The 22,733-nt window shown below is 70.6% G+C and carries 23 protein-coding genes; 12 read left to right on the forward strand and 11 right to left on the reverse strand.

Annotated features, from left to right (window positions below):
* Nucleotides 1-69: 69 nt before the first annotated feature.
* From ACKUB9_RS10055 to ACKUB9_RS10075, 5 genes are all read right to left on the reverse strand, one after another.
* Nucleotides 70-1,305, reverse strand: a complete 1,236-nt coding sequence (locus ACKUB9_RS10055) for an ABC transporter substrate-binding protein (protein WP_407521531.1) — start codon at nucleotides 1,303-1,305, stop codon at nucleotides 70-72.
* On the reverse strand, nucleotides 1,305-2,045 hold the full coding sequence (locus tag ACKUB9_RS10060) for an ABC transporter ATP-binding protein (RefSeq protein ID WP_407521529.1): 741 nt from the start codon (nucleotides 2,043-2,045) through the stop codon (nucleotides 1,305-1,307). The genes ACKUB9_RS10055 and ACKUB9_RS10060 overlap by 1 nt, the downstream gene beginning before the upstream one ends.
* Nucleotides 2,038-2,841 carry an ABC transporter ATP-binding protein gene (locus ACKUB9_RS10065; protein WP_407521527.1) on the reverse strand — a complete coding sequence of 268 codons (804 nt, stop codon included), beginning with the start codon at nucleotides 2,839-2,841 and terminating at the stop codon, nucleotides 2,038-2,040. The genes ACKUB9_RS10060 and ACKUB9_RS10065 overlap by 8 nt, the downstream gene beginning before the upstream one ends.
* Before the next feature lie 212 nt (nucleotides 2,842-3,053).
* Complete coding sequence (locus ACKUB9_RS10070) at nucleotides 3,054-4,322, reverse strand: MFS transporter (RefSeq protein ID WP_407521525.1); 1,269 nt, start codon at nucleotides 4,320-4,322, stop codon at nucleotides 3,054-3,056.
* Nucleotides 4,323-4,407: 85 nt separating this feature from the next.
* Complete coding sequence (locus ACKUB9_RS10075; RefSeq protein ID WP_407521523.1) at nucleotides 4,408-4,953, reverse strand: gamma-glutamylcyclotransferase; 546 nt, start codon at nucleotides 4,951-4,953, stop codon at nucleotides 4,408-4,410.
* Nucleotides 4,954-5,072: 119 nt separating this feature from the next.
* Here ACKUB9_RS10075 and ACKUB9_RS10080 point away from each other — a divergent pair, with 119 nt between their 5' ends.
* Complete coding sequence (locus tag ACKUB9_RS10080; protein WP_407521521.1) at nucleotides 5,073-6,179, forward strand: DUF2125 domain-containing protein; 1,107 nt, start codon at nucleotides 5,073-5,075, stop codon at nucleotides 6,177-6,179.
* A gap of 20 nt (nucleotides 6,180-6,199) precedes the next feature.
* Here the strand turns inward: ACKUB9_RS10080 and ACKUB9_RS10085 are convergent, their stop codons facing one another.
* The 3 genes from ACKUB9_RS10085 to ACKUB9_RS10095 all read right to left on the reverse strand — a co-directional run bounded on the left by ACKUB9_RS10085 (nucleotide 6,200) and on the right by ACKUB9_RS10095 (nucleotide 7,767).
* Nucleotides 6,200-6,457, reverse strand: coding sequence for a hypothetical protein (locus tag ACKUB9_RS10085; protein WP_407521519.1), 258 nt, complete (start codon nucleotides 6,455-6,457; stop codon nucleotides 6,200-6,202).
* 218 nt (nucleotides 6,458-6,675) lie between these two features.
* A complete protein-coding gene (locus tag ACKUB9_RS10090; RefSeq protein WP_407521517.1) occupies nucleotides 6,676-7,392 on the reverse strand; it encodes a restriction endonuclease in 717 nt (238 codons plus the stop codon).
* A gap of 135 nt (nucleotides 7,393-7,527) precedes the next feature.
* Nucleotides 7,528-7,767 (reverse strand): hypothetical protein, encoded by a 240-nt coding sequence (locus ACKUB9_RS10095; protein WP_407521515.1) that lies wholly within the window; start codon nucleotides 7,765-7,767, stop codon nucleotides 7,528-7,530.
* Nucleotides 7,768-8,032: 265 nt separating this feature from the next.
* On the opposite strand from ACKUB9_RS10095, the gene ACKUB9_RS10100 reads away from it, so the two are divergent.
* The 8 genes from ACKUB9_RS10100 (at nucleotide 8,033) to ACKUB9_RS10135 (ending at nucleotide 17,431) form a co-directional block, all read left to right on the forward strand.
* Nucleotides 8,033-9,010: a tripartite tricarboxylate transporter substrate-binding protein gene (locus ACKUB9_RS10100; RefSeq protein WP_407521513.1), complete on the forward strand. Its 978-nt coding sequence runs from the start codon at nucleotides 8,033-8,035 to the stop codon at nucleotides 9,008-9,010.
* Between the two features lie 308 nt (nucleotides 9,011-9,318).
* On the forward strand, nucleotides 9,319-10,368 hold the full coding sequence (locus tag ACKUB9_RS10105; protein ID WP_407521511.1) for a ketopantoate reductase family protein: 1,050 nt from the start codon (nucleotides 9,319-9,321) through the stop codon (nucleotides 10,366-10,368).
* Nucleotides 10,369-10,947: 579 nt separating this feature from the next.
* Nucleotides 10,948-12,291 carry an MFS transporter gene (locus ACKUB9_RS10110; RefSeq protein ID WP_407521509.1) on the forward strand — a complete coding sequence of 448 codons (1,344 nt, stop codon included), beginning with the start codon at nucleotides 10,948-10,950 and terminating at the stop codon, nucleotides 12,289-12,291.
* Nucleotides 12,292-12,360: 69 nt separating this feature from the next.
* Entirely contained in the window at nucleotides 12,361-13,626 is a 1,266-nt protein-coding gene (cyoA, locus tag ACKUB9_RS10115; RefSeq protein WP_407521507.1) for a ubiquinol oxidase subunit II, read from the forward strand.
* Nucleotides 13,627-13,643: 17 nt separating this feature from the next.
* Nucleotides 13,644-15,647 carry a cytochrome o ubiquinol oxidase subunit I gene (gene cyoB, locus ACKUB9_RS10120; RefSeq protein WP_407521505.1) on the forward strand — a complete coding sequence of 668 codons (2,004 nt, stop codon included), beginning with the start codon at nucleotides 13,644-13,646 and terminating at the stop codon, nucleotides 15,645-15,647.
* Between the two features lie 4 nt (nucleotides 15,648-15,651).
* Complete coding sequence (gene cyoC, locus ACKUB9_RS10125; RefSeq protein ID WP_407521503.1) at nucleotides 15,652-16,278, forward strand: cytochrome o ubiquinol oxidase subunit III; 627 nt, start codon at nucleotides 15,652-15,654, stop codon at nucleotides 16,276-16,278.
* Nucleotides 16,275-16,694: a cytochrome o ubiquinol oxidase subunit IV gene (gene cyoD, locus ACKUB9_RS10130; protein ID WP_407521501.1), complete on the forward strand. Its 420-nt coding sequence runs from the start codon at nucleotides 16,275-16,277 to the stop codon at nucleotides 16,692-16,694. Before cyoC ends, cyoD begins: the two co-directional genes overlap by 4 nt.
* Nucleotides 16,695-16,780: 86 nt before the next feature.
* The gene (locus tag ACKUB9_RS10135) at nucleotides 16,781-17,431 is read left to right on the forward strand and encodes an SURF1 family protein (protein ID WP_407521499.1); all 651 of its coding nucleotides are present in this window, start codon (nucleotides 16,781-16,783) and stop codon (nucleotides 17,429-17,431) included.
* Nucleotides 17,432-17,534: 103 nt separating this feature from the next.
* Here ACKUB9_RS10135 and ACKUB9_RS10140 read toward each other — a convergent pair whose 3' ends face one another.
* Nucleotides 17,535-18,494 (reverse strand): LysR family transcriptional regulator, encoded by a 960-nt coding sequence (locus ACKUB9_RS10140; protein WP_407521497.1) that lies wholly within the window; start codon nucleotides 18,492-18,494, stop codon nucleotides 17,535-17,537.
* A 106-nt stretch (nucleotides 18,495-18,600) separates the two neighbouring features.
* Between ACKUB9_RS10140 and ACKUB9_RS10145 the strand changes: the two genes are divergently transcribed.
* Both ACKUB9_RS10145 and ACKUB9_RS10150 read left to right on the forward strand, forming a co-directional pair.
* Nucleotides 18,601-19,323, forward strand: a complete 723-nt coding sequence (locus ACKUB9_RS10145) for an SDR family oxidoreductase (protein WP_407521495.1) — start codon at nucleotides 18,601-18,603, stop codon at nucleotides 19,321-19,323.
* A 36-nt stretch (nucleotides 19,324-19,359) separates the two neighbouring features.
* A complete protein-coding gene (locus ACKUB9_RS10150) occupies nucleotides 19,360-19,755 on the forward strand; it encodes a nuclear transport factor 2 family protein (RefSeq protein ID WP_407521493.1) in 396 nt (131 codons plus the stop codon).
* A gap of 95 nt (nucleotides 19,756-19,850) precedes the next feature.
* Here ACKUB9_RS10150 and ACKUB9_RS10155 read toward each other — a convergent pair whose 3' ends face one another.
* Nucleotides 19,851-20,666, reverse strand: coding sequence for a universal stress protein (locus ACKUB9_RS10155; RefSeq protein ID WP_407521491.1), 816 nt, complete (start codon nucleotides 20,664-20,666; stop codon nucleotides 19,851-19,853).
* 119 nt (nucleotides 20,667-20,785) lie between these two features.
* Nucleotides 20,786-21,382, reverse strand: coding sequence for a MarR family winged helix-turn-helix transcriptional regulator (locus ACKUB9_RS10160; RefSeq protein ID WP_407521489.1), 597 nt, complete (start codon nucleotides 21,380-21,382; stop codon nucleotides 20,786-20,788).
* Between the two features lie 60 nt (nucleotides 21,383-21,442).
* Here ACKUB9_RS10160 and ACKUB9_RS10165 point away from each other — a divergent pair, with 60 nt between their 5' ends.
* Nucleotides 21,443-22,726, forward strand: coding sequence for an amidohydrolase/deacetylase family metallohydrolase (locus ACKUB9_RS10165; RefSeq protein WP_407521487.1), 1,284 nt, complete (start codon nucleotides 21,443-21,445; stop codon nucleotides 22,724-22,726).
* Nucleotides 22,727-22,733 lie beyond the last annotated feature (7 nt).

Below are 22,733 nucleotides of genomic sequence, written 5' to 3' on the forward strand. Positions count from 1 at the left end.
GCTCCGGGTCGTGTTCCTGCATCACGATCGCCGTCGACCCTGTGACGGACGCGGCGGATGACGCGGCGCTCACGGCTGCGCCCGGTCGAGCCGCACCACGCTGCCCCGTCCGACGAGGGGGCAGCCGCCCTCGCTCATCGGCCGGAACACCTCGTCGCCCGGGATCGTCGCGAGCGTCTTGTAGAGGTCCCATTCGCCCTTCGATTCCGAGGGCCGCTTCACCTCGAACAGGTACATGTCGTGGATCTTGCGTCCGTCCGGCCGGATCGTGCCCTTGCCGAACAGCGGGTCGTCGGTGGGCAGGTCCTTCATCTTGGCGACCACCTGACCGCCGTCATGCGCCGAGCCCAAGGTCGCGACGGCCTTGAGGTAATGCAGGACGCCCGCATAGACCCCCGCCTGGGCGGCGGTGGGCTTGCGCGCGCCGAAGCGGGCGGCGAAGCGGTCGGAGAAGGAGCGCGTGGCGTCGTTGAGGTCCCAGTAGAAGGGCTCGGTGAGCACCAGCCCCTGCGCCACCCGCGGGGTGAGCGCGTGGATGTCGGAGGAGAAGATCAGGAGCCCGGCGAGCGCCTGCCCGCCCTCCGTGATGCCGAGCTTGGCGGCTTGCCGGACCGCGTTGATGGTGTCGCCTCCGGCATTGGCCAGCCCGATCACCTTGGCGCCCGAGGCCTGCGCCTGGAGCAGGAAGGGCGAGACGTCGGAGGCCGGGAACGGGGCCTTCACGGCTCCCACGACCCGCCCGCCCCGGCCGGTGATCACCGCGGTGGTGTCGCGCTGCACCGCCTCGCCGAAGGCGTAGTCGGCGGTGATGAAGAACCACGTGTCGCCGCCGCGCCTGACCATGGCGCCGCCCGTGCCGTTGGCGAGCGACACGGTGTCGAAGGTCCAGTGCACGGTGTTGAGCGAGCATTGCAGGCCGGTGAGGTCGGCGGTGCCCGCGCCCGAATCCACCAGGACCTTGTTGCGCTCGCGGGCGACGTGGTGGACGGCGAGCGCCACCGAGGAGGTCGGCACGTCGAAGATCGCGTCCACGCCGTCGCGGTCGTACCACTGACGGGCGATGCTCGCGCCGAGATCGGGCTTGTTCTGGTGGTCGGCGGAGACGATCTCGACCTTGAGGCCCTTCTCGGCGGCTTTGAAATCCTCCACCGCCATGCGGGCGGCCACCACCGAGCCCTCGCCCGAGATGTCGGCGTAGACGCCCGAGCGGTCGTTCAGGACGCCGATCCTCACCGGCGTCTGGCCCTGGACCGACCCCGCCGTCGCCAGGGCGAGGACGACGGCGAGGAGGAACGGCTTGCGCATCACACCCCGAGATAGGCGTGGAGCTTGTCGATGTTGGCGTCGAGGTCGGCGTTGGGGATCATGTCGATCACCCGGCCCTGCTCCACCACGAAGTGCCGGTCGGCGACCGTCTGGGCGAAGCGGAAGTTCTGCTCCACCAGCACGATCGTGTAGCCCTCGCTCTTGAGGCGGGCCAGCGTCCGGCCGATCTGCTGCACGATCACCGGGGCGAGGCCCTCGGTCGGCTCGTCGAGCAGGATCAGCTTGGCGCCGGTGCGCAGGATGCGGCCGATCGCCAGCATCTGCTGCTCGCCGCCCGAGAGCTTGGTGCCCTGGCTGCCCGAGCGCTCCTTGAGGTTCGGGAACAGCGTGTAGATCTGGTCGACGGTCAGCCCGCCGGGCTTCACCCGCGGGGGCAGCATCAAGTTCTCGTAGACCGAGAGGCTGGAAAAAATGCCGCGCTCCTCCGGCACGTAGCCCAGCCCGAGCTTGGCGATGTTGCGCGAGGGCATGCCGATGGTCTCGGTGCCGTCGTAGCGGATCGAGCCCTTGCGCTTGCCGAGGATCCCGATGATCGCGCGCAGCGTCGTGGTCTTGCCGGCGCCGTTGCGCCCGAGCAGCGTCACCACCTCGCCCGGCCTCACGTCGAAGGTGATGCCGTGCAGCACGTGGCTCTCGCCGTACCAGCCCTCCAGGCCCTGCACGGAGAGGAGCGGGGCCGTCGCGGCCGCCTTCGTCGTCTTGAGCGCCGCCTCAGCCATGACCGGCTCCGATATAGGCCTCGACCACCCGGGGATCCTTCGAGACGGTGGCGTAGTCGCCCTCCGCCAGCACCTGGCCGCGGGCCAGCACGGTGATGCGGTTCGACAGCGAGGCCACGACCGAGAGGTTGTGCTCGACCATCAGGATGGTGCGGTCCTTCGAGACGCGCCGGATCAGCGCCGCCGTGCGCTCGACGTCCTCGTGGCCCATGCCGGCCATCGGCTCGTCGAGGAGCAGCATCTCGGGATCGAGGGCGAGCGTGGTGGCGATCTCGAGCGCCCGCTTGCGGCCGTAGGACAGCTCCACCGCCGGCACCTCGGCGAACTCGGCGAGGCCCACCGCCTCGACCAGCGACAGCGCCTCCTCGTTGAGGGCGCGCAGGACTTTCTCGGAGCGCCAGAAATCGAAGGAATCGCCGCGCTTGCGCCGCTGCAGGGCGATCCGGACGTTCTCCTTCACGGTGAGGTGCGGGAAGACGGCCGAGATCTGGAACGAGCGCACGAGGCCGAGGCGGGCCACGTCGGCGGGCCTCATCTTGGTGATGTCGCGCCCGTTGTAGCGGATCGAGCCCGCGGTGGGCGTGAGGAACTTGGTGAGCAGGTTGAAGCAGGTCGTCTTGCCGGCGCCGTTCGGCCCGATCAGGGCGTGGATGGTGCCGCGCGCCACCCTCAGCGCGACGTCGTTCACGGCCCGGAAGCCCTTGAACTCCATCGTCAGGCCTTCGGTCGACAGGACGATGTCCTGCGGGGAGCCGCCCGGTCGGGGCGCCTCAGCGTGGACGGTGGGTTGAGCCATCGCGATGCGTCACCCCTGCGTTTCCTCGATTGCGCCTATGCGCCCTTGGTATGGCCTCACAGCATGGCGCCAGGGGCTGAGTCAACCGGCGCCGCCGTTTCCGGCGCGGATGACGCCTCATCCGTTCGATTGAGTCCGATTGCTGCCGTTGCGGCGCTCTTGTCTGGTCGAAGCCGCGACTTTCCCGGATCGATCGGGCCCAACCGGCACGATCAGCGCGAGAAAGCGGGCTCCCGGGCGGGTTTCCGGGCGGGCGGGTCCGCCGCGCTGCAGGGCGCCCCCGCCCCGTCCCGTCCGCCCGGCGCGCAGGTCTCCTCCAGCCACAGGGCGAGGACGAGCGCGCCTGCTGCCGGCACCGCCAGCGCCACGAAGGCCCAGGTCCATCCGAGATGGATCGCGAGGAGGCCGCCGACCCACCCCGAGAGCGCGCCGCCGACGCCCTGGACGGCCGCCACCGTGCCGAGCGCGGTCTGGGTGCGGCCGGACCCCCAGGTGAGGTCGGCCACCACCACCGGGACCGCGACGCCGATCACGCCGGACGCCACCCCGTCGAGCACCTCCGCGAGGATCAGCCAGGCCGGGTCGTCGAGGAAGGCGGAGAGCAGCGCGCGCACCGGCAGCACCGCGCAGGCGACGAGCAGGAGCTGGCGGCGCCCGCGCCGGTCGGCCATCGAGCCGGCGAGCAGCGCCACCGGGATCATCACGAGCTGCGCCACGATCACGTAGCGGGCGGTCCAGCCGGTGCCGTCCTGCCCCGCCGCCACGAGCTTCTGGCCGAGCAGGCTCAGCATCGAGCCGTTGGAGAGGTTGAACAGGGCGAGCGCCGCCGACAGGAGCAGCAGCCGGCGGTCGGCCAGCACCGAGAGGATCGCCGACCGTTCCGGCTTGTCGTCCGGATCGTCCTCCTTCCAGCCGACGGCCCGGCGGGCGTTCCAGCTGGTCTTCGGCGTCATCAGCGCGGCGATGATCGCGGCGGCGGCGAGCAGCCCCAGCACCCAGAAGGCCACCACCGGCCCGACATACGGCGTGCCAAAGCCGATCACCAGGGCGGCGCCCAGGATGCCGACGTGGTTCCAGGCCTGGTTGCGCCCCTGCTGCCTGGGAAAGGCCTGCTTGCCGACCATGCCGAGGGTCAGCGCCGCCACGGCCGGCACCACGAGCGTGCCGCCGAGCGCGGCGACGAACTGCGCGGCCAGGACCGCCGGGAAGGAGCGGGCCACCATCAGCAGGAGCGTGCCGCCGAGGATCGCCGCGCAGGCCGCCGCGATCAGCAGGCGCGGGCGCCCGGCGCGGTCGACGAGCGCGCCGAGCGGTCCGCTCAGCGCCAGCGTGGCGAAGCCCACGAGCGTGGTGAGGAGGCCGACCTGGCTCGGGCTCCACCGCGCCGTCTGCGCCAGCCACGTGCCGAGAAAGGGGCCGAGCCCTCCCTGGATGTCGCCGACGAAGAGGTTGATGAGCGCGAGATGGGAGGTGGCCTGCATCGACGCGAAGATCCTCGTGCGAGCCGTTGCCGGCCGGTGGGCAATAACGCGCCTGAGGCGAAAAGGGTCTGCGAGCGGGGCCGTGTCACGGGCTCGGCACCGCGCAGGCCGCGGCGATGCGGGCGAGCAGCGGGTCCGCGACGCCCATCGCCACGAGGTGCTGGTGGGTGTTGCGCACGTAGTCGGGATTGGCGCCCGAGCGCCCGAGCCCCTGGCGCACGAGGCGCAGCAGCTCCGGCTCGGGCAGGCGCCCGGCATATTGCGGGTGGGTGCGATCGACGAGGTATGTGACGGCGCTCACGCGCCGCCCGTTGTCGAGGTTCACCCCGAGCACCCGCTCGACATAGACCGCCGTTACCTGCTCGCGCTCGCGCAGGTAGGCCAGCGTGGCGGCCGCCTCGGGCTCCGCCACCCGGAAGGCGACGCCCCGACAGCTCCCGCCGCGATCGAGGCCGAGCACGAGGCCCGGCCGCTCCGGCGTGCCGCGGTGGACGTGGGAGAGCACGCAGAGCGCCCGGTGGTAGCCCCGCAGCCGCGCGGGCCGGCGCTCGATCACCGGAAAGCCCGGGCGCCACATCAGCGACCCGTAGCCGAACACCCACAGGTCCACGGGCGCCGTTCTGGTCTCCATCCTCTCCTCCGGCTTCCCTTTCCCGGCTTCCCTTGCAGGCGGCGGCCGGTAGCAGCTAGGGAAGCCCCGATTCAACGGCAACCCGGCACGAGCCGCCGGGACAGCGGGAGAGGTGGCCGATGACGCAGGCGCCGGAGACGACGGATCCGAAGCCCGCCGGCAGACGGCGCGGGCGCATCGGCCTCTTTCTGCCCTTCGGGCTGCTCCTCCTCGTCGCGGTGCTGTGGTCGGCCGGCTGGGTCTGGGTGCGGGGCCGCGCCGCCGAAGAGATCGACGCGTGGTTCGCCCGCGAGGCCCAGGCCGGACGCACATGGACCTGCACCGACCGCGCGGTCGGCGGCTATCCGTTCCGGCTCGAACTGCGCTGCGCGGCCTTACGCTTCGTGCGGTCCGACGTGACCTTCACGGTCGGGCCGGTGGTGGCGGTGGCGCAGGTCTACCAGCCGCGCCACGTGATCGTGGAGGCGACCGGCCCGTTCCACGTCGAGCAGGACGGCAAGGTCGGCGACGTCGACTGGCGGCTCCTCGAAGGCTCGATCCACCTCGCCGCCGGCGGGTTCCAGCGCGTCTCCCTCGTGGCCGACGCGCTGAAGGGACAGGTCGCGGGCGTGGAGCCCCAGCCGATCCCCTTCACGGTGGGCCATCTGGAGGTGCATGCGCGCCCGACCCCCGGCCGCTTCGACACGGAGGGGGCGGTGGACGTGAGCGCCCGCGTGGCCAAGGCCACGCTGCCGCTGCTCGATCCCCTGCTCGGCGGCCCGGAGCCGGCCGACCTGGCGCTCGACGCCACGGTGAACCGGGCGGCGGGCGTGCGCACGCGACCGCTCGCCGTGGAGCTGGAGCGCTGGCGGAATGCCGGCGGCAGCGTCGACCTCACCCGCCTCACCGCCGAGAAGGGCAAGAGCCGGCTGCAGGTGCAGGGGGCCCTGCGACTCGACGAGACCCACCGCCTCGCGGGCGAGCTCGACGTGCGGACCGCCGGCCTCGACGCGGTGATCGCGCCGCTGATCGCCGAGCAGCTCGGCGGGCGGATCGGGGGCGACGGCGCGGCGCTGATCGGCAACCTCGTCGGCCAGTTCCTCGGGGGCGGCCGGCGGCGCGAGCCCGCGCCGGGTGCGGGACCCGACGGCACGCTGAAAGCCCTGCCGCCGGTGCGCCTCGCGGGCGGGCGGGTGTCCGTCGGTCCCTTCGCGATCCCGAACCTGCGCCTCGATCCCCTCTACTGAGCCGCGATTGCCGCGCCGGCTCAGTTGATCGGGTCCTCCGCGCCGCGCGGCGTCATCGCCTGTTCCAGCTTGGTGAGGAGGTCGCGCAGCGAGATGATCGCGTCGAGGTTGCCGCGCAGATGCGCCACGGTGGCGCGGCGTACGACGACCTGGCCGTTCTCGTCGAGTTCCTGCAGGGCGGCCGTGAGCAGGATGCGCCCCACGCCGCCGGATCCGCCGGCCGCGGTGGCATCCTCGAAATAGATCAACGGCGCGTGGCCGATATCGATCGTCCCCACCGCATCCGAGGCCGCTCTGACTGCAGCAATCCGCCTGTCGCCCATCGCCGTCGGCCCCTCTACTCGCTCTGGTTACTCACGAGACGACAAGTCTCGCGCCGAGAAGACGGCAAAAATTTGGGCGAGAGTATTTCACGTATGTTAATCGAGCCCGATGCAATTGAGGGTGGTCTAGAAGACGACAGCGGTTGTGCGGCGCCGCTCGGCCCTCCGGGGTGTCACGCCGCCAGCCGGAGATCCGGGTCGGCGGCGTGGGCGACACCGTGGGCGGCGGCGCCGATCTGATCGAGCTGGGAGCAGTGGAGGAGCCGGACCTCGAACGCCGCGGCGAGCGTGCGCACGGCACCGCCGATGCGGCCGTTGGTGACGATGCAGGCGACGTTGCACGCCTCGCGCCGCGCTGCCGCCACCACCTCCTGCACCGCACGGCACTCGATCTCGGTCGCCGCGTGGTGGAGATGGGCGGCCACGCGGTTGCGGCCGTTCTCCAGGATCAGGTGGGCGCCCTCCCGCCGGTCGGTTCCCTGCGGCAGGACCGTCCAGTCGAGGTGCTTCAGGCACCGTGCGACCAGCCGCGAGAAGGCCGCCGAGGAGACGCTCGCCCGGTCGAGGAAGGTCCAGGACTCGATCTCCCGGTTCAGCAGACCGGCGAACTCGGCGTTGAGCGCGCGCTCGAAGTCGCCCGGCGTGACGAGGATCCGGTCGCGCCCCGGCACGTGGGTGCGATAATGCTCGCGCAGCTGCTGGCGCCAGCGCGTCTCGAACTCCTCCGGTGACCGCGACCAGTGTTCGAGCCAGCGCTTCTCGATGACGTAGCGCTCCGCATGCGGCCGCAGGACGTCGCGGCATCGGGCCGTCAGACGATTGCGGCGATGCGCGACGAGCATCAGTGCCGCCGAGATCACCGCGACGGCTGCGATCACTGTCGTCGTCATGCTGATTGCGCCGTCTCGTTCGGGAGCCGGCAGAAGTCTCGGCCGGCCTCGCTTAACCGAGCGTTTCGGCGCGCCCAAGGTGTCGTCCGCCCGCAGGCGGGTCGTGTTCAGGGTGAATCGCGCGTCAACGCCGCCCTACGACCGCTGCGCCCCGGCATTGCTCGGCGCCGTGCGGTCGTCCTCGTGGGTGTGCGGCGTGGTGGTGCCGGTCTCGCCCGGGTCGCGCGTGCGCAGGCGCTCGGGCACGGTCTGGTCGGGTGCCGGGATGTTGGGCGCCTGTTCGCGGCTCTTCTGCGGCGTGTCGACGGCCTGCGCCAGCAGCACCGCGCCGATCGTGCCGAGCACGAGACACGCGTGACGATTCATCGACGTCATGGCGGGCGCTCCTCCTCTGCAGCAGGGAATGATCCGCACGGTCGAAGGGTTCCGGCGAGGGATGGCGAACCGGAGCGGCGCCGGCCCTCGATCAATGCAGGGCGAGGCGGGCGGTGCTCCCGGGACGACCGGTATTGTTCGTCGCGGTGCACGATCGCGATTGTGCGAGCCGGAGGGAGTCCGGGCGTGTAGCTTTACCGGGCGGGATCTGCCGTGATGGCGGCGCATCTCCGCCAACAGATGTCACTCGGTGAAGGGAACGCCCATGAAACGAACGCTGCTCGCACTGGCCACGATCCTCGGCCTCGTCGCGTCGGGTGCGCAGGCCCAGGAATCCTATCCGTCGCGGCCGATCACGGTGATCGTCCCGTTCGCGGCCGGCGGCACGACCGACATCGTGGCCCGGCTCATGGCCGAGCACATGAGCCGCACGGTCGGACAGCAACTGGTGGTCGAGAACGTCACCGGGGCGGGCGGCACCCTGGGGGTGACCCGGGCCTCCCGGGCGGCGCCGGACGGCTACACCCTCCTGATGGGCAACCTCGGCACGCAGGCGGCGAGCGTCGGGCTCTATCCGAAGCTGGCCTACGATCCGCGGACGGACTTCGAGCCGATCATGAACTCGGCCGCGACGCCCATGCTGGTCGTCGCCAAGAAGGACCTTCCGGTCAAGGACTTCAAGGAGTTCGTCGCGTACCTCAAGGCCAACGCCGCGAAGATGAACTACGGCACCGGCGGCGTCGGCTCGACCTCGCATCTGACCTGCCTTTTTCTCGAAACCCTGCTCGGGGTGAAGCCGCAGCACGTGCCCTACCGCGGCTCGGGGCCGGCGCTCACCGCGCTGCTCGGCGGCCAGGTCGATTACGTCTGCGACCAGACGGTCGGGATCGTGCCGACCGTCCAGGCCAAGCAGGCCAACGGCCTCGTCGTCGCGGTCGAGCACCGCCTCGCCGTCGTGCCGGATGTCCCGACCTCGGCCGAGCAGGGCCTGCCCCAGTTCCAGGCCACCGGCTGGAACGCGCTGTTCGCCCCGAAGGCCACGCCCAAGGAGATCGTCGCCAAGCTCAATGCGGCCGCCCGCGCCGCACTGGCCGACCCGACCACACGCAAGCGCCTCCTCGACATCGGCGCGGAACTCCCCGACGAGGCGGGCCAGACGCCTGAGGCGCTGGGCAAGCTCGTCAGCTCCGAGATCGACAAGTGGGTGCCCATCATCCGCTCGGCCGGCGTGACGGGCCAGTAGGCCGACAGCCCTCGCCCCCGGGAGCGGGAGAGCCGGCGCCCTCCCGTCGCCCCGCTCGGGCGGCCCACACGCCCCCATCGTGTGGTATACTGAATACCTTGGTCCCCCTTTCCGGCCCGTACCGGTCCGGCTACTCGGATCGGCAGGCCGGCCATTGACGCCCGCCACATGGTGTCAACTGGCGTCAACGGCCCCGCTTCGCTAGTCTTCTGGCGTATGCGGACGGCGAGGCGGGCCGGGAACCGTTGTCGCCCCTGTGGCACACATCGGCGCTTCGATAGAACGGCAGCACGCATTCGGGGGAAACCATGCCGCGCAATGTCCTGATCCTGGGAGCCTCGTACGGCTCGTTGCTCGCAACGAAGCTGCTGATGGCCGGTCATAACGTGACGTTGGTCTGCCGACGGAAGACGGCCGACCTTGTCAACCGGGACGGGACCGAAGTCCGCATCAAGCTGCGCGACGAGCCCGATCACCGGGCCATCCTGTCGCGCGACCTGCCCGGCACGCTGGACGCAGCGCCGCCCGAGGCCATCGATCTGTCCCGCTACGATCTCGTCGGCCTCGCCATGCAGGAGCCGCAGTACAACAACCACACGATCCGCGTCCTGATGATCAAGATCGCCGAGGCGAAACTGCCCTGCCTCTCGATCATGAACATGCCGCCCCTGCCGTATCTCAAGAGAATTCCCATCGTCGCGGGCATGGACCTCGAAGACGCCTACACCAATGCCGGCGTCTGGGACCGGTTCGAGCCGGGATTGGTGACGCTCTGCTCGCCCGATCCGCAGGCCTTCCGGCCGCCCGACGAGGCGGCGAACGTCCTTCACGTCGGGCTGCCCACGAACTTCAAGGCCGCGACCTTCGCCGACGAGACGCACAACCGCCTGCTCCGGGATCTGGAGGCGGACATCGACGCGGTGCGGCTCGACGGCCAGGACGTGCCGGTGAAGCTCAAGGTGTTCGATTCGCTCTTCGTGCCGCTGGCGAAATGGTCGATGCTGCTGACCGGCAATTACCGCTGCATCACGCCCGACGAGCCGCAATCGATCCGCGACGCCGTGCACGGCGACCTCGCACGGTCGCGCACGATCTACGAGCACGTCGACGCCGTCGCGCGGCGCCTGGGCGCCGATCCGGAGGATCAGGTGCCCTTCGAAAAATACGCCAAGGCGGCGGAGGGGCTGCTCAAGCCCTCTTCGGCGGCCCGGGCGGTGGCGAACGGCGCCCCCTTCATCGAGCGGGTGGACCTGCTGGTGAAGCTGATCTCGCATCAGCTCGGCATGCCCACCCCTGAGATCGACCGGACGGTCCAGATCGTAGATCGCAAGCTCGAAGAGCGGATCATCGAGGGCTGAAGGGAAGCCGGCTGTACGGGCCTGATTCGACGGCCGCAATTTTCTCGCGGGTTCCCCTCTCCCGGGTGGGCTTGCGGATTCACATGTCGCCGAATGAGGCGCGGGATCCCCTCTCCCGAGCGGGCTTGCGGATTCACACTTCGGGTCGGGCACGTTCTCCTCTCCCCGCGTGCGGGGAGAGGGCTTCGGACCCCTTGTCGGGTCCGAAGCGAGGCGGCAGCCGAGGGTGAGGGGGCGGTGCCGAATGAGGCTCCTCAGGAAACGCCCCCTCACCGTCGCGGCGAACCTCCGGTTCGCTGCTCGCTGCTTGCACGACAAGGTGCAAGCAGCCCTCTCCCCGCACGCGGGGAGAGGAGATCCTGCGTCTCACGCGGCGAGGTGTGAATGCGGTAGCCCGAGCGGGAGAGGGTAGCGGCCGGCGTGCCGTCGGGCGGTCCATCCCGTCGCGTTCCTCCGGACATCCGCTCGCAACCGCTTGACCCCGAGCGTCTTCGCCTACCAAGCTCCGGCAGCCCGATCTTGCGCAAACACCCCGGACCACGTGCCCGGGGGCAGGACCAATCGGAGGCAGTCACCCGGATGGCGATCGATCAGGCTCAGGGGCAGCCCCCCTCCTCCACGGCGCTCGAACGCGACGCCCGCTTGGTCTCCACCGACCACAAGGTCGCGCCGAGCGAGATCGCCATCGGCGTCGTCATCGGGCGCGCCGCGGAGTATTTCGACTTCTTCGTCTTCGCGATCGCCTCGGTCGTCGTCTTTCCCAAGGTCTTCTTCCCCTTCGCGGAGCCCGTGACCGCGACGCTCTACTCCTTCGCCATGTTCTCGCTGGCCTTCATCGCCCGGCCGGTCGGATCGGTCATCTTCACGGCGGTCGACCGCCGGCACGGCCGCAGCATCAAGCTGACCATCGCGCTGTTCCTGCTCGGCTTCTCCACCATGGCGATCTCGTTCCTGCCGAACTACGCGCAGATCGGCGCCTGGTCGCTCTACCTTCTCGGCATCCTGCGGTTCGGGCAGGGCCTCGCCCTCGGCGGGGCGTGGGACGGGCTCGCCTCGCTTCTCGCGCTCAACGCGCCGATCGAGCGCCGCGGCTTCTACGCCGCCATCCCGCAGCTCGGGGCGCCGCTCGGCTTCATCGTCGCCAGCACCCTGTTCGCTTTCTTCATGCTCAACCTCGCCGAGGCGGACTTCTTGGACTGGGGCTGGCGCTATCCCTTCTTCTGCGCCTTCGCCGTCAACGTGGTGGCCCTGTTCTCGCGGCTGCGGCTCGTGGTGACGGACGAGTTCGTGCGCCTGCTCGAACGGCGGCGGCTCGAACCCTCGCCGATCCTGCCGCTGATCCGCAGCCACGGCACGGACCTCCTCGTCGGCGCGCTGGTCCCGCTGGCGAGCTTCGCGCTGTTCCACCTCGTGACGGTGTTTCCCATCAGTTGGATCATTCTGTTCACGCACCGCTCGGCGGGCGAGTTCCTGATGGTGCAATGCTCGGGCGCCTTCATCTGCGCGGTGGCGATCGTGGCCTCGGGCCTGATCGCGGATCAGATCGGCCGCCGCATGCTCCTCCTGATCTCGGCGGGCCTGATCGCCGTCTTCGCGATCTGCAGCACCATCGCGCCCCTGCTGGTGGAGGAGAACGCGATCGGCCAGACGATCTACGTCAATGCCGGCTTCCTGCTGCTCGGCCTGTCCTACGGGCAATCGTCCGGCGCGGTGACGTCGCGGCTGGAGCAGCGCTACCGCTACACCGGGGCCGCCCTCACCAACGATCTCGCGTGGCTGCTCGGGGCGGGCTTCGCGCCGCTGATCGTCCTGTTCCTGTCGGCCCGCTACGGGCTGGCCTGCGTCGGCCTGTACCTGCTCTCCGGAGCGGTCACCACCCTGCTGGCGCTCACTTTCTCCCGGTCGGAGATCCGACAGGTGTGAGCCGAGCGGACGCCGACGCATCCGCTTCCTCCGAACGCGTCTCGCCGCCGTGCGGCGAGGAACCCTGGAGTGACCGCCCTGGCCATGCTCTCCGCTCCACCGTCCGCGGCCGCCCGCCCGCGCGGATTCCTCCCACGCGGGTTCTCGGCGCGCCATGCCGTGCGCGGGGTGGCCCTGGTCGCCGTCGCGGCGCTGCTCGCCGGCTGCAACCTGACCGTCATGAACCCCTCGGGCGACGTGGCGATCCAGCAGCGCAACCTCATCATCGTCGCCACCGTGCTGATGCTGCTCGTCATCGTGCCGGTGATCGCCCTCACCTTCCTGTTCGCGTGGCGCTACCGGGATTCGAACCCGGAGGCGACCTACGACCCCGACTGGCATCACTCGACCCAGCTCGAGGTGGTGATCTGGACCGTGCCGCTGCTGATCATCATCGCGCTCGGCGCCATGACCTGGATCAGCACGCATACGCTGGATCCCTACCGGCCCCTCTCGCGCCTCGCGCCCAACAAGCCCGTGCCGGAGGGCACGAAGCCGCTGACGGTCGAAGTCGTCGCGCTCGACTGGAAATGGCTGTTCATCTACCCCGACCAGGGCGTCGCGAGCCTGAACGAGATGGCGGCGCCGGCCAACGTGCCGATCGCCTTCAAGATCACCTCCGCGTCGGTGTGGAACACCTTCTACGTTCCGGCCCTCGCCGGCATGATCTACGCCATGCCGGGCATGCAGACGAAGCTCCACGCCGTCATGAACAAGGAGGGCGACTTCACGGGCCTGTCGGCGCATTACAGCGGCGCGGGTTTTTCCCGGATGAATTTCGGCTTCCGCAGCCTCAGCCAGCAGGGCTTCGACGAGTGGGTGGCGAAGGCCAAGGCGTCCGGCGCGTCCCTCGACCGCACGGCCTATCTCGACCTCGAGAAGCCGAGCGAGGCGGTGCCGGTCCGCTACTACGCCGCGGTGGAAAAGGGCCTCTACGACGCGATCCTCGGCCTCTGCGTCGAGTCCGGCCAGATGTGCGTGGCCGAGATGCACCACATCGACAAGACGGGCGGCGGCGGCAAGGACAGCGAGGCGAACCGCGACCGGCTCGACTACGACAACCGCCGCCTGGAGACCGGGCACGAGCCGCCCGGGGCCACCGTGCCGGCCACGGGCCGCCCGGCCAAGGATCCCGTCCAGCCCGAGGGCATGATGCCCCGCGACCAGGAGCGCGACGGCGTCAGCAACCCCACGCCCGCACCCGGTCCGGGCCAGGGCGGCCCGCCGCCGGATGCCGAGCGGGGCGCGGCGCCGCCCCAGCTGCGCGACCGGCCCTCTGACCGCCACCAGCACTGATCGGAGCGAGCATCCGCATGTTCTCGAACCTCGATCTGCAGCAACTCGTCTTCGGGCGCCTGACGCTCGAAGCGATCCCCTACCACGAGCCGATCCTGCTCGTGACCTTCATCGTGGTGGCCGCCGGCGGCGTGGCGCTGCTCGGCGCGATCACGTGGTTCGGCCAATGGGGCTACCTGTGGCGGGAGTGGTTCACCAGCGTCGACCACAAGAAGATCGGCATCATGTACGTGGTGCTCGCCGTGGTGATGCTGCTGCGCGGCTTCGCCGACGCCGTGATGATGATCACCCAGAAGGCGCTCGCGGTCGGCGCCTCCGAGGGCTACCTGCCCCCGCACCATTACGACCAGATCTTCACCGCCCACGGCACCATCATGATCTTCTTCATGGCGATGCCGTTCGTGACCGGGATCATGAACTACGTCATGCCGCTGCAGATCGGGGCGCGGGACGTGGCGTTCCCCTTCCTGAACAACTTCAGCTTCTGGATGACGGCGGGCGGCGCGGCCCTCACCATGCTGTCCCTGTTCGTGGGCGAGTTCGCGCGCACCGGCTGGCTCGCCTACCCGCCGCTGTCGGGGGCGGCCTACAGTCCCGGGGTCGGCGTCGACTACTACATCTGGGGGCTGCAGGTCGCCGGCGTCGGCACCACCCTGTCCGGGATCAACCTGATCACCACCATCGTGAAGATGCGCGCCCCGGGCATGAGCATGATGAAGATGCCCGTCTTCTGCTGGACGACGCTCTGCAGCAACGCCATCATCGTCACGATCTTTCCGGTCCTGACCGCGACCCTGGCCCTGCTGACCCTCGATCGTTACGTGGGAACCCACTTCTTCACGAACGATTTCGGCGGCAACTCGATGCTGTACATGAACCTCATCTGGATCTGGGGGCATCCGGAGGTGTACGTGCTGGTGCTGCCGGCCTTCGGGATCTTCTCGGAGGTGGTGTCGACCTTCTGCAGCAAGCGGCTGTTCGGCTACACGTCGATGGTCTACGCCACGGCGGTGATCGCCTTCGTGTCCTGGCTCGTCTGGCTGCACCACTTCTTCACGATGGGGTCGGGGGCGAGCGTCAACGCCTTCTTCGGCATCACCACCATGATCATCTCGATCCCGACCGGCGCGAAGGTGTTCAACTGGCTGTTCACCATGTTCCGCGGGCGGATCCGCTTCGAGACGCCGATGATCTGGGTGATGGGCTTCATCCCGACCTTCGTGCTCGGCGGGCTGACGGGCGTGCTGCTCGCGGTGCCGCCCGCCGACTTCGTGCTGCACAACAGCCTGTTCCTCGTCGCCCACTTCCACAACGTCATCATCGGCGGCGTGGTGTTCGGGCTCCTGGCGGGCGTCAACTACTGGTTCCCCAAGGCCTTCGGCTACAAGCTCGATCCGTTCTGGGGCAAGGTCTCGTTCTGGTGCTGGCTCGTCGGCTTCTGGGTCGTGTTCACGCCGATCTACGCGCTCGGCCTGATGGGGGTGACGCGCCGGACCCAGCACTTCGCCGACCCGGCCGTCCAGCCCTACCTGACGGTCGCGGCGTTCGGCGTCTTCATCATCATGGCCGGGATCGCCACGTTCCTGATCCAGCTCGTCGTCAGCTTCTTCCGGCGCGAGCAGCTGCGCGACCACACCGGCGACCCCTGGGGCGGGCGCACGCTCGAATGGTCGACCTCCTCGCCGCCCCCGCCCTACAACTTCGCCTTCACGCCGGTGATCCACGACCTCGACGCCTGGTGGGACATGAAGCGGCGCGGCCACAGCCGTCCCCTGGACGGCTACCGGCCGATCCACATGCCCCGGAACACCAGCGCGGGCGTGATCCTGGCCGGCCTGAGCACCGTGCTGGGCTTCGCGATGATCTGGTACATCTGGTGGCTGGCCGCCCTGACCTTCGTCGCCCTGATCGCGGCCGCCATCCTGCACACGTTCAACTATAGCCGGGACTACTACATCCCGGCCGAGGAGGTCGTCCGGTTCGAGGACCGGCGAACGGCGCAACTCGCGGACAGGGTCTGAGCCGATGCACGAGACGACCGCCCCACCCGGCGCCGCGGCGCCGGTCTTCTACCAGCAGGAGGAGCACGCCCACGGCGAGAGCGGCACGCTCCTGGGCTTCTGGCTCTACCTGATGAGCGACTGCCTCATCTTCGCGGTGCTGTTCGCGACGTTCGGGGTGCTCGGCCGCAACTACGCGGCGGGTCCCTCGGGCGCCGACCTGTTCGACCTGCGGCTCGTCGCGCTCAACACGAGCCTGCTGCTCCTGTCCTCCATCACCTACGGCTTCGCCATGCTGGAGGTGGAGCGCGAGCGGGTCGACGCGACCCTGCGCTGGCTGGCGATCACGGGCGTGCTCGGCGCGGCCTTCCTGGGCTTCGAGCTCTACGAGTTCGCGCACCTCATCCGCGAGGGCGCCACGCCGCAGCGCAGCGCCTTCCTGTCGGCCTTCTTCACCCTGGTCGGGACGCACGGGCTGCACGTCACCTTCGGCATCGTCTGGCTCGTCACGCTGATGGTGCAGGTGCGCCGCCGCGGCCTGATCGCCGAGAACCAGCGCCGGCTGATGTGCCTGTCCATGTTCTGGCACTTCCTCGACGTGGTCTGGATCGGGGTGTTCACCTTCGTCTACCTGATGGGGTCCATGCGATGAGCGCCACGGCCGAGGCCGGGACCGCCCGGCAATCCCAACGTGACGGGCATGCGGACGGACATGCCGACGGGCACCACAGCCCGGGCGCGCACGGCACCTTCAAGAGCTACATGACCGGCTTCGTCCTGTCGGTCATCCTCACCGCCATCCCGTTCTGGCTCGTGATGGCCGACGTGCTGGGCGACACGCTCAAGACCAGCATCGTCATCATGGCGCTGGCGGCCGTGCAGATCGTGGTTCACATGATCTACTTCCTGCACATGAACACGAAGTCGGAGGGCGGCTGGACCTTCCTGGCCCTGCTGTTCACGCTCACGCTGGTCGTCATCACGTTGGTCGGTTCGATATGGGTGATGTACCACATGGACCAGAACATGATGCCGATGAGCCCGCACGAGGCCCTGCAGCGCCCCTGACGGGCCGGCGGATCGCCGCGCTGATCGCCTTCGACCTCGCGGCGCTCGGCATCGTGCTCGGCCTGTGCGCGCTAGCCGCGTGGCAGATGCACCGCCGCACCTGGAAGCTCGACCTGATCGCGCGCGTGGAGGCGCGGGTCCATGCGAGTCCGGTGCCCGCGCCGGGGCCTGAGCGCTGGGCCGCGGTCTCGCCCGCGGCGGACGAGTATCGCCGCGTCACCGCGCGCGGTGCGTGGCGCGGCGAGCGCTCCACGCTGGTCCAGGCCGTGACGGACCGGGGCGGCGGCTACTGGGTGATGACGCCGCTCGCCCGGGACGACGGGACGGTGATCCTGGTCAACCGCGGGTTCGTCCCGGCGGACCAGCGTGCGCCCGCCGCCTGGGAGCCGCCGACCTCGGGACCCGTCACCGTCACGGGCCTTCTGCGCATGACGGAGCCGGGCGGCGGCTTCCTGCGCGCGAACGATCCCGCCGCCGACCGCTGGTACGCGCGCGACGTCGCGGCGATCGCGCGGGCGCGCGGTCTCGCCGAGGTGGCGCCCTACTTCATCGACGTCGAGCGGGGCGGCGGCGAGAGCGCTCTGCCGGTGCCCGGACTGACGGTCATCGCCTTCTCCAACAACCACCTCGTCTACGGGATCACCTGGGGTGTCCTGGCGCTGATGGCGGCGGCCGGCGCGGTTTTCGTCAACCTCGACCTGCTGCGGCCCGGCCGGGGGGCACGCGCAGCCGTCTAATCCCGGCAGGCCAGGATGCGTGCGCCTCGGGCCGTCCAGGGTCGTCGCGTTCTCGACGTGAGAACCGACGATGCTGCCGGGCGTGTGCCGCGATCGGCGGCCGTCACGCCGCGTGCCGCCCGCCCGCACCGCGCGCGATCACCTCGTCCCAGGGCGTCGGAGAGGGAAAAACCTCCGCCAGGAAGCCCAGGAAGGCCTTGACGTTCGGGTTGCCGCGGCGGCTCTCGGGCCAGAGCGCCGTGATGACCGAACGCTCGACCGCGAAGTCCCGCAGGATGGGCACGAGGGCTCCGCGCGCGACATGCGGGGCGGCGATGTAGGTCGGCGAGATGCCGATGCCGCCGCCGGCCTCCATGATGGCCGCCACCGCGTCGCTGGAATCCGTGACGATCCCGGCCTCGGGCGTGCGTTCGACCGTGCGGCCCCCGATCCGGAACGGCCAGCGCAGGGCTTGGCCCGTGCTCTGGAAGCGGAAATTCACGCAGTCGTGGTGGACGAGGTCGTCCGGGTGCGCCGGACAACCCCGCAGGGCGAGGTAGGCCGGCGAGGCGAAGGCGCAGAGCCGGTGCGGCGCGAGGCGGCGGGCGATCAGGCGGGAATCGGCGAGGTCGCCGACCCGGATCGCGACATCGATGCCCTCCGCGATCAGGTCCGCGAAGCGGTCGCCCAGGCGCAGGTCGACCGACAGCTTCGGGTAGCGCGTGCGGAACCGCGGCAGGGCCGGGGCGAGCAGGTGCACGCCGACCGGGAACGGCGCGGTCACCTTCAGGGTGCCGGCCGGTTCCGATCGGGCCGCCACGGCGGCTTGCTCGATCTCCTCGGCCTCGCGCAGGAGGCGCAGCGCCCGCTCGTGCAGGTCGTGTCCCTCCGGCGTGAGCGTGAGCGAGCGCGTGGTGCGGGTGAACAGGCTCAGGCCCAGCCGGCCCTCCAGCCGCTGCACGCTCTTGCTGACGGCCGAGGGCGAGAGGCCCAGGGAGCGCGCCGCGGCGGTGTAGCTGCCGAGCGAGGCCGAGCGCGCGAAGGCGATGAGGCCGGTGAGACGGTCGAGGCCGATTTGTTCCATGGCGGCATCACTGAACCGAAGATTGCCCCGATTTTCAAGCTTCAAGCCCGGATCCATTCTGCTGCTCACCGGCGCGGCCGTGGTGTCGAGGAGAAGGATCGTCATCGTGACCAGCACCCTGCAGGACCGCACCGTCGTCGTCTTCGGTGGCACTTCGGGCATCGGCCTCGCGGCCGCCCGGCAGGCCAAGGCCGTGGGAGCCAAGGTCATCGTCGTCGGCCTCAACCCCGAAGGCGCCGGGCGCGTCGCGGCGGAGAACGGCTTCGACGGCTGGCGCGCCGCGGACGTGACCCGCCCCGAGACCATCGCCGCGGCGCTCGCCGACATCCCGCACGTCGATCACCTCGTGCTCCTCGCCGGCACCTTCGTGGCCGGCAGAGTCTTGGAGGCCGAGGTGGATCACCTGAAGCGCGCCTTCGACGAGCGGATCTGGGCGGCGGTGCACACGCTGCGCACCCTCGGCGACCGCTTCGCCCGGGACGGGTCCGTCACCTTCATCTCGGGGGCGCTGGCCGAGCGCCCGACCGCCCAGGGCACCGCCGTGCTCGCCGCGGCCTCGGCGTCCATGGAGGCGTTCGCCCGCGGCCTCGCGCTCGAACTCGCACCCCGCCGCGTGAACACGCTGTCTCCGGGCCCGATCGACACGCCCCTGCTGGCCAGGACCCTGGGGGCCGGCCGCGAGGCCTACGTCGCCGCGCTGAGCGAGACGCTGCCGGCCCGCCGCCCGGGCACGGCCGAGGAAGCCGGCGCCGCGATCGTGTTCCTGATGAGCAACGGCTTCATGACCGGCGAGACCCTGCACATCGACGGCGGCTCGCGGCTGGTCTGACCCGATCGGACATCCCTCACTGTCCGGAGGCATCCGATGTCCATCACCACTCCGACACCACGGCCGGAACCGGATTACGACCGGCTGTTGCGCGCCAACCTGGAGCGCGTCTTCAACGAGCGCGATGCCGGCAGGCGCGCGGCGGCGCTGGAAGAACTCTTCGTGGCCGAGCCGGTCATGTACGAGCCCGACGGCGTCGTGCAGGGGCGGGCCGCGATCGCCGCGGTGGCCGGCCGCCTGCTGGACCGGTTCGGTCCGACGTTTCGCTTCACGCCCGTCGGCCGGGCCGTCGGGCACCACGGCCTGGCTTCGCTGCCGTGGCAGGCGGGTCCGGAGGGCGGTCCAGTCACCGTCACCGGCACGGACGTGGCCGAGGTCGTGGACGGCCGGATCGCGCGCCTCTGGGTCCTCCTCGCGCCAACGGCCACCTGAGACCGACGAGGCCGGGCAGGCACCCGGCCGACGCGCCCTGGCTTCACTGCGGCACTCCCCGGTCGCGGCGGCTCGCCCGTCGCCCGGGCCGGCGCTCAGCGCGACAGCAGGGTCGGGAAGGTCATCGACTGAAGGAGGGTCCGGCTCGCGCCGCCCAGGATCGCCTCGCGCAGGCGCGAGCGGCCGTAGGCACCCATCACGAACAGCCCGGCGCCGCGATCCGCGGCGTGGGAGAGCAGCGCCTCCCCGACCGGCAGGTCGGCCGGCACGACGTGGAAGGCGGCATCGATGCCGTGCCGGGCGAGGTGGACCACCATGCGCCGTCGCGCGTCCTCCGGCGGCGGTTCGTCGGTCACCGTCACGATCTCGACCCGCTCGGCCCGCTGCAGCAGCGGCAGGGCGTCGCCGAGCGCGCGCGCCGCGGTCGCGCTGCCGTCCCAGGCGACGACCGCGCTGGCCGCCCGGAGCGGGCCGGCCTGGATGTAGGGCACGACCAGGACCGGGCGGCCCGTCCGGAAGAGCAGGGTGTCCAGGTAGGCGTCGCTCGGCTTCGGCGCATCGGCGTCGGCCTGCTCGATCACCGCGAGATCGCTCAGGCGCGCGTGCCCGGCGAGGCATTCCGCGGCGTCGGTCACGGAGGCGCAGATCGCGGTCGCCTCGCACGACAAGCCTGCCTCCCGGGCCGCGGCGGCGGCGTCCCTGGCCGCCCGGGCCGCTTGCTCCCGCGCGGCCCGCTCGGCGGACGCCACCATGTCGTAGCGCACCTCGGCCTGCGCGTAGGTCCCGAACGGCACGATGGGCTGCACGCTCACGGCCGAGACGGACGCCCCGAGATCCGCCGCGAGCGCGAGGCCGCAGGGCAGCGCGCGGCGGCCCACGCCGTCGACGACGATCGTCAGATCCCGGATCATGGCCGTGCCCCCGCGCTGGATTGCGGACCCATGATCGCACGGGCGGGCAGCGCGCGCCTTGATCGACCGCAATCCGAGGCCGCGCCCGGCCGGTACGCGCCGGTCCGTCGGACGACGCGTCAGTCGAGGTCGGCGTGGCCGCGGCGATGGTCGTGGTCGGCGATGACGCGCCTCAGGAGGCGGTTGAGCAATTCCCGGTCCGCGGCGCTCAGGGCCGCCACCGTCAGGGCGTGGGCCTCGCGGGCCGCCGGCTCCATCGCGGCGTGAAGCGCCTCGCCGTCCGGCGTCAGGCGGCAGACCTGGGCGCGGCGGTCCGCCGTCGAGGTCGCCCGGCTGACCAGGCCGCGCGCCGCGAGCCGCTTCAGGGCGCCGGTCGTCGTCGTCCTGTCGAGCGCCACCGCGTGGGCGAGCGTCGTCTGGTCGGCCTCCCGCAGATCACGCAGCTGCGAGAGCAGACTGTACTGCAGCGGCGTGATGCGGAATTCGGCACAACGCTCCGAAAACAGGCTGACGTGAATCTGATGCATCCGGCGCGCGAGGAAGCCGGGCCGCTCCCAGAGGGGCCAGGTCCCCTCCCCGTAAGTCCCCTCCCCGACCGCCCCCGTCTCCGTGCTCGCCGCCTCCGGCCCGCCGCCTCCCGAAACCTCCTCCACGTCCCCCTCCGTCGAACCATTCCAGATCTTGGCACGCCGCATGCAGAGCCAGATGCGAAGCATGCTGCGCATTTTCGCATGAACCGGGCCGGCTCGCACCGGCCGTGACACGAGGTCGAGGGAATGGACAATCGCCGCTACGATCTGCTCCTGCGCGGTGGGCGCGTCATCTGCCCCGTCTCCGGCATCGACGGCACCCGCGACGTCGCGGTGCGGGACGGGCGCATCGCGGCGGTCGAGGAGGCGATCCTGCCCTCCGCCGCCGCCGAGGTGATCGACGTGTCGGGCAAGCTCGTCCTGCCCGGCATGATCGACACCCATGCCCACGTCTACCAGTACGTCACCGGCCGCTTCGGCCTGAACCCCGACATGGTCGGCGTGCGCTCGGGCGTCACCACGGTCGTGGACCAGGGCGGGCCCTCCTGCATGACGCTGCCGGGCTTCCGCCACTTCATCGCGGAGAGATCCGACACGCAGGTGCTGGCCTTCCTGTCGGCCTACCTCGTCGGCGGGCTCGAAGGCCACTTCTACCCGAACCTCTACAGCCCGGATGGGGTTGACATCGACGCGACCGTGAAGTCGGCGACCGAGAACCGCGACCTCGTGCGCGGCATCAAGGGCCATGCCGAGATCGGCGGCTTCGCCCGCTGGGGCATCAAGGTCATGGAGATGGCCGCCGAGATCAGCCGGCGGGCGGACCTGCCCCTCTACGTGCATTTCGGCCAGCTCTGGGGCCTGCCGGAATCGGGCGCCAACGGCGAGGACGCCAACACCATCATGGAGCGGGTGATCCCGCTCCTGCGCCCCGGCGACGTGCTGGCCCATCCCTTCACCCGCCACCCGGGCGGCTTCATCAACGAGGAGGGCGTGGTCCATCCCATCATCCGCGCGGCGATGGAGGCGGGGCTGAAGGTCGATGTCGGCCACGGCAGCCATTTTTCCTACCGCGTCGCCCGCGCCTCGCTGCCGGCCGGCGTGATCCCCTACACGCTCGGCGCCGACATGCACGGCTACAACACCGAGGTGCCCGAGGTGCGCAAGCCCGCCGGCACCCCGGACGAGCACCACGACGACGAGAACCACCCCTTCCTCGGCCAAGCCCGCTTCAGCCTCACCCAGGCGATGAGCTCGATGATGGCGCTCGGCATCCCGCTGGAGGAGGTGGTGCCGATGGTGACCTCGCACCCGGCCGAGATGCTGCGGATGAGCGACCGCATCGGCGCCCTGACGGTGGGCTTCACGGCCGACGTCTCGGTGCTGCACGACGAATGCGGCCGCTTCCTGCTGCGCGACAACGAGGACACGAAGGTGGTGGCCGAGCGCCTGCTGCGCCCCGCCTTCTGCCTGCGCGCGGGGAAGCGCTTCGAGGCCGATTCGCCGATCCTGCCCCGCGCGATCGCGGCCTGAGGCCCCG

Source organism: Methylobacterium oryzisoli (genome assembly GCF_046557895.1).
In the GTDB taxonomy this organism is placed as follows: Bacteria; Pseudomonadota; Alphaproteobacteria; order Rhizobiales; family Beijerinckiaceae; genus Methylobacterium; species Methylobacterium oryzisoli.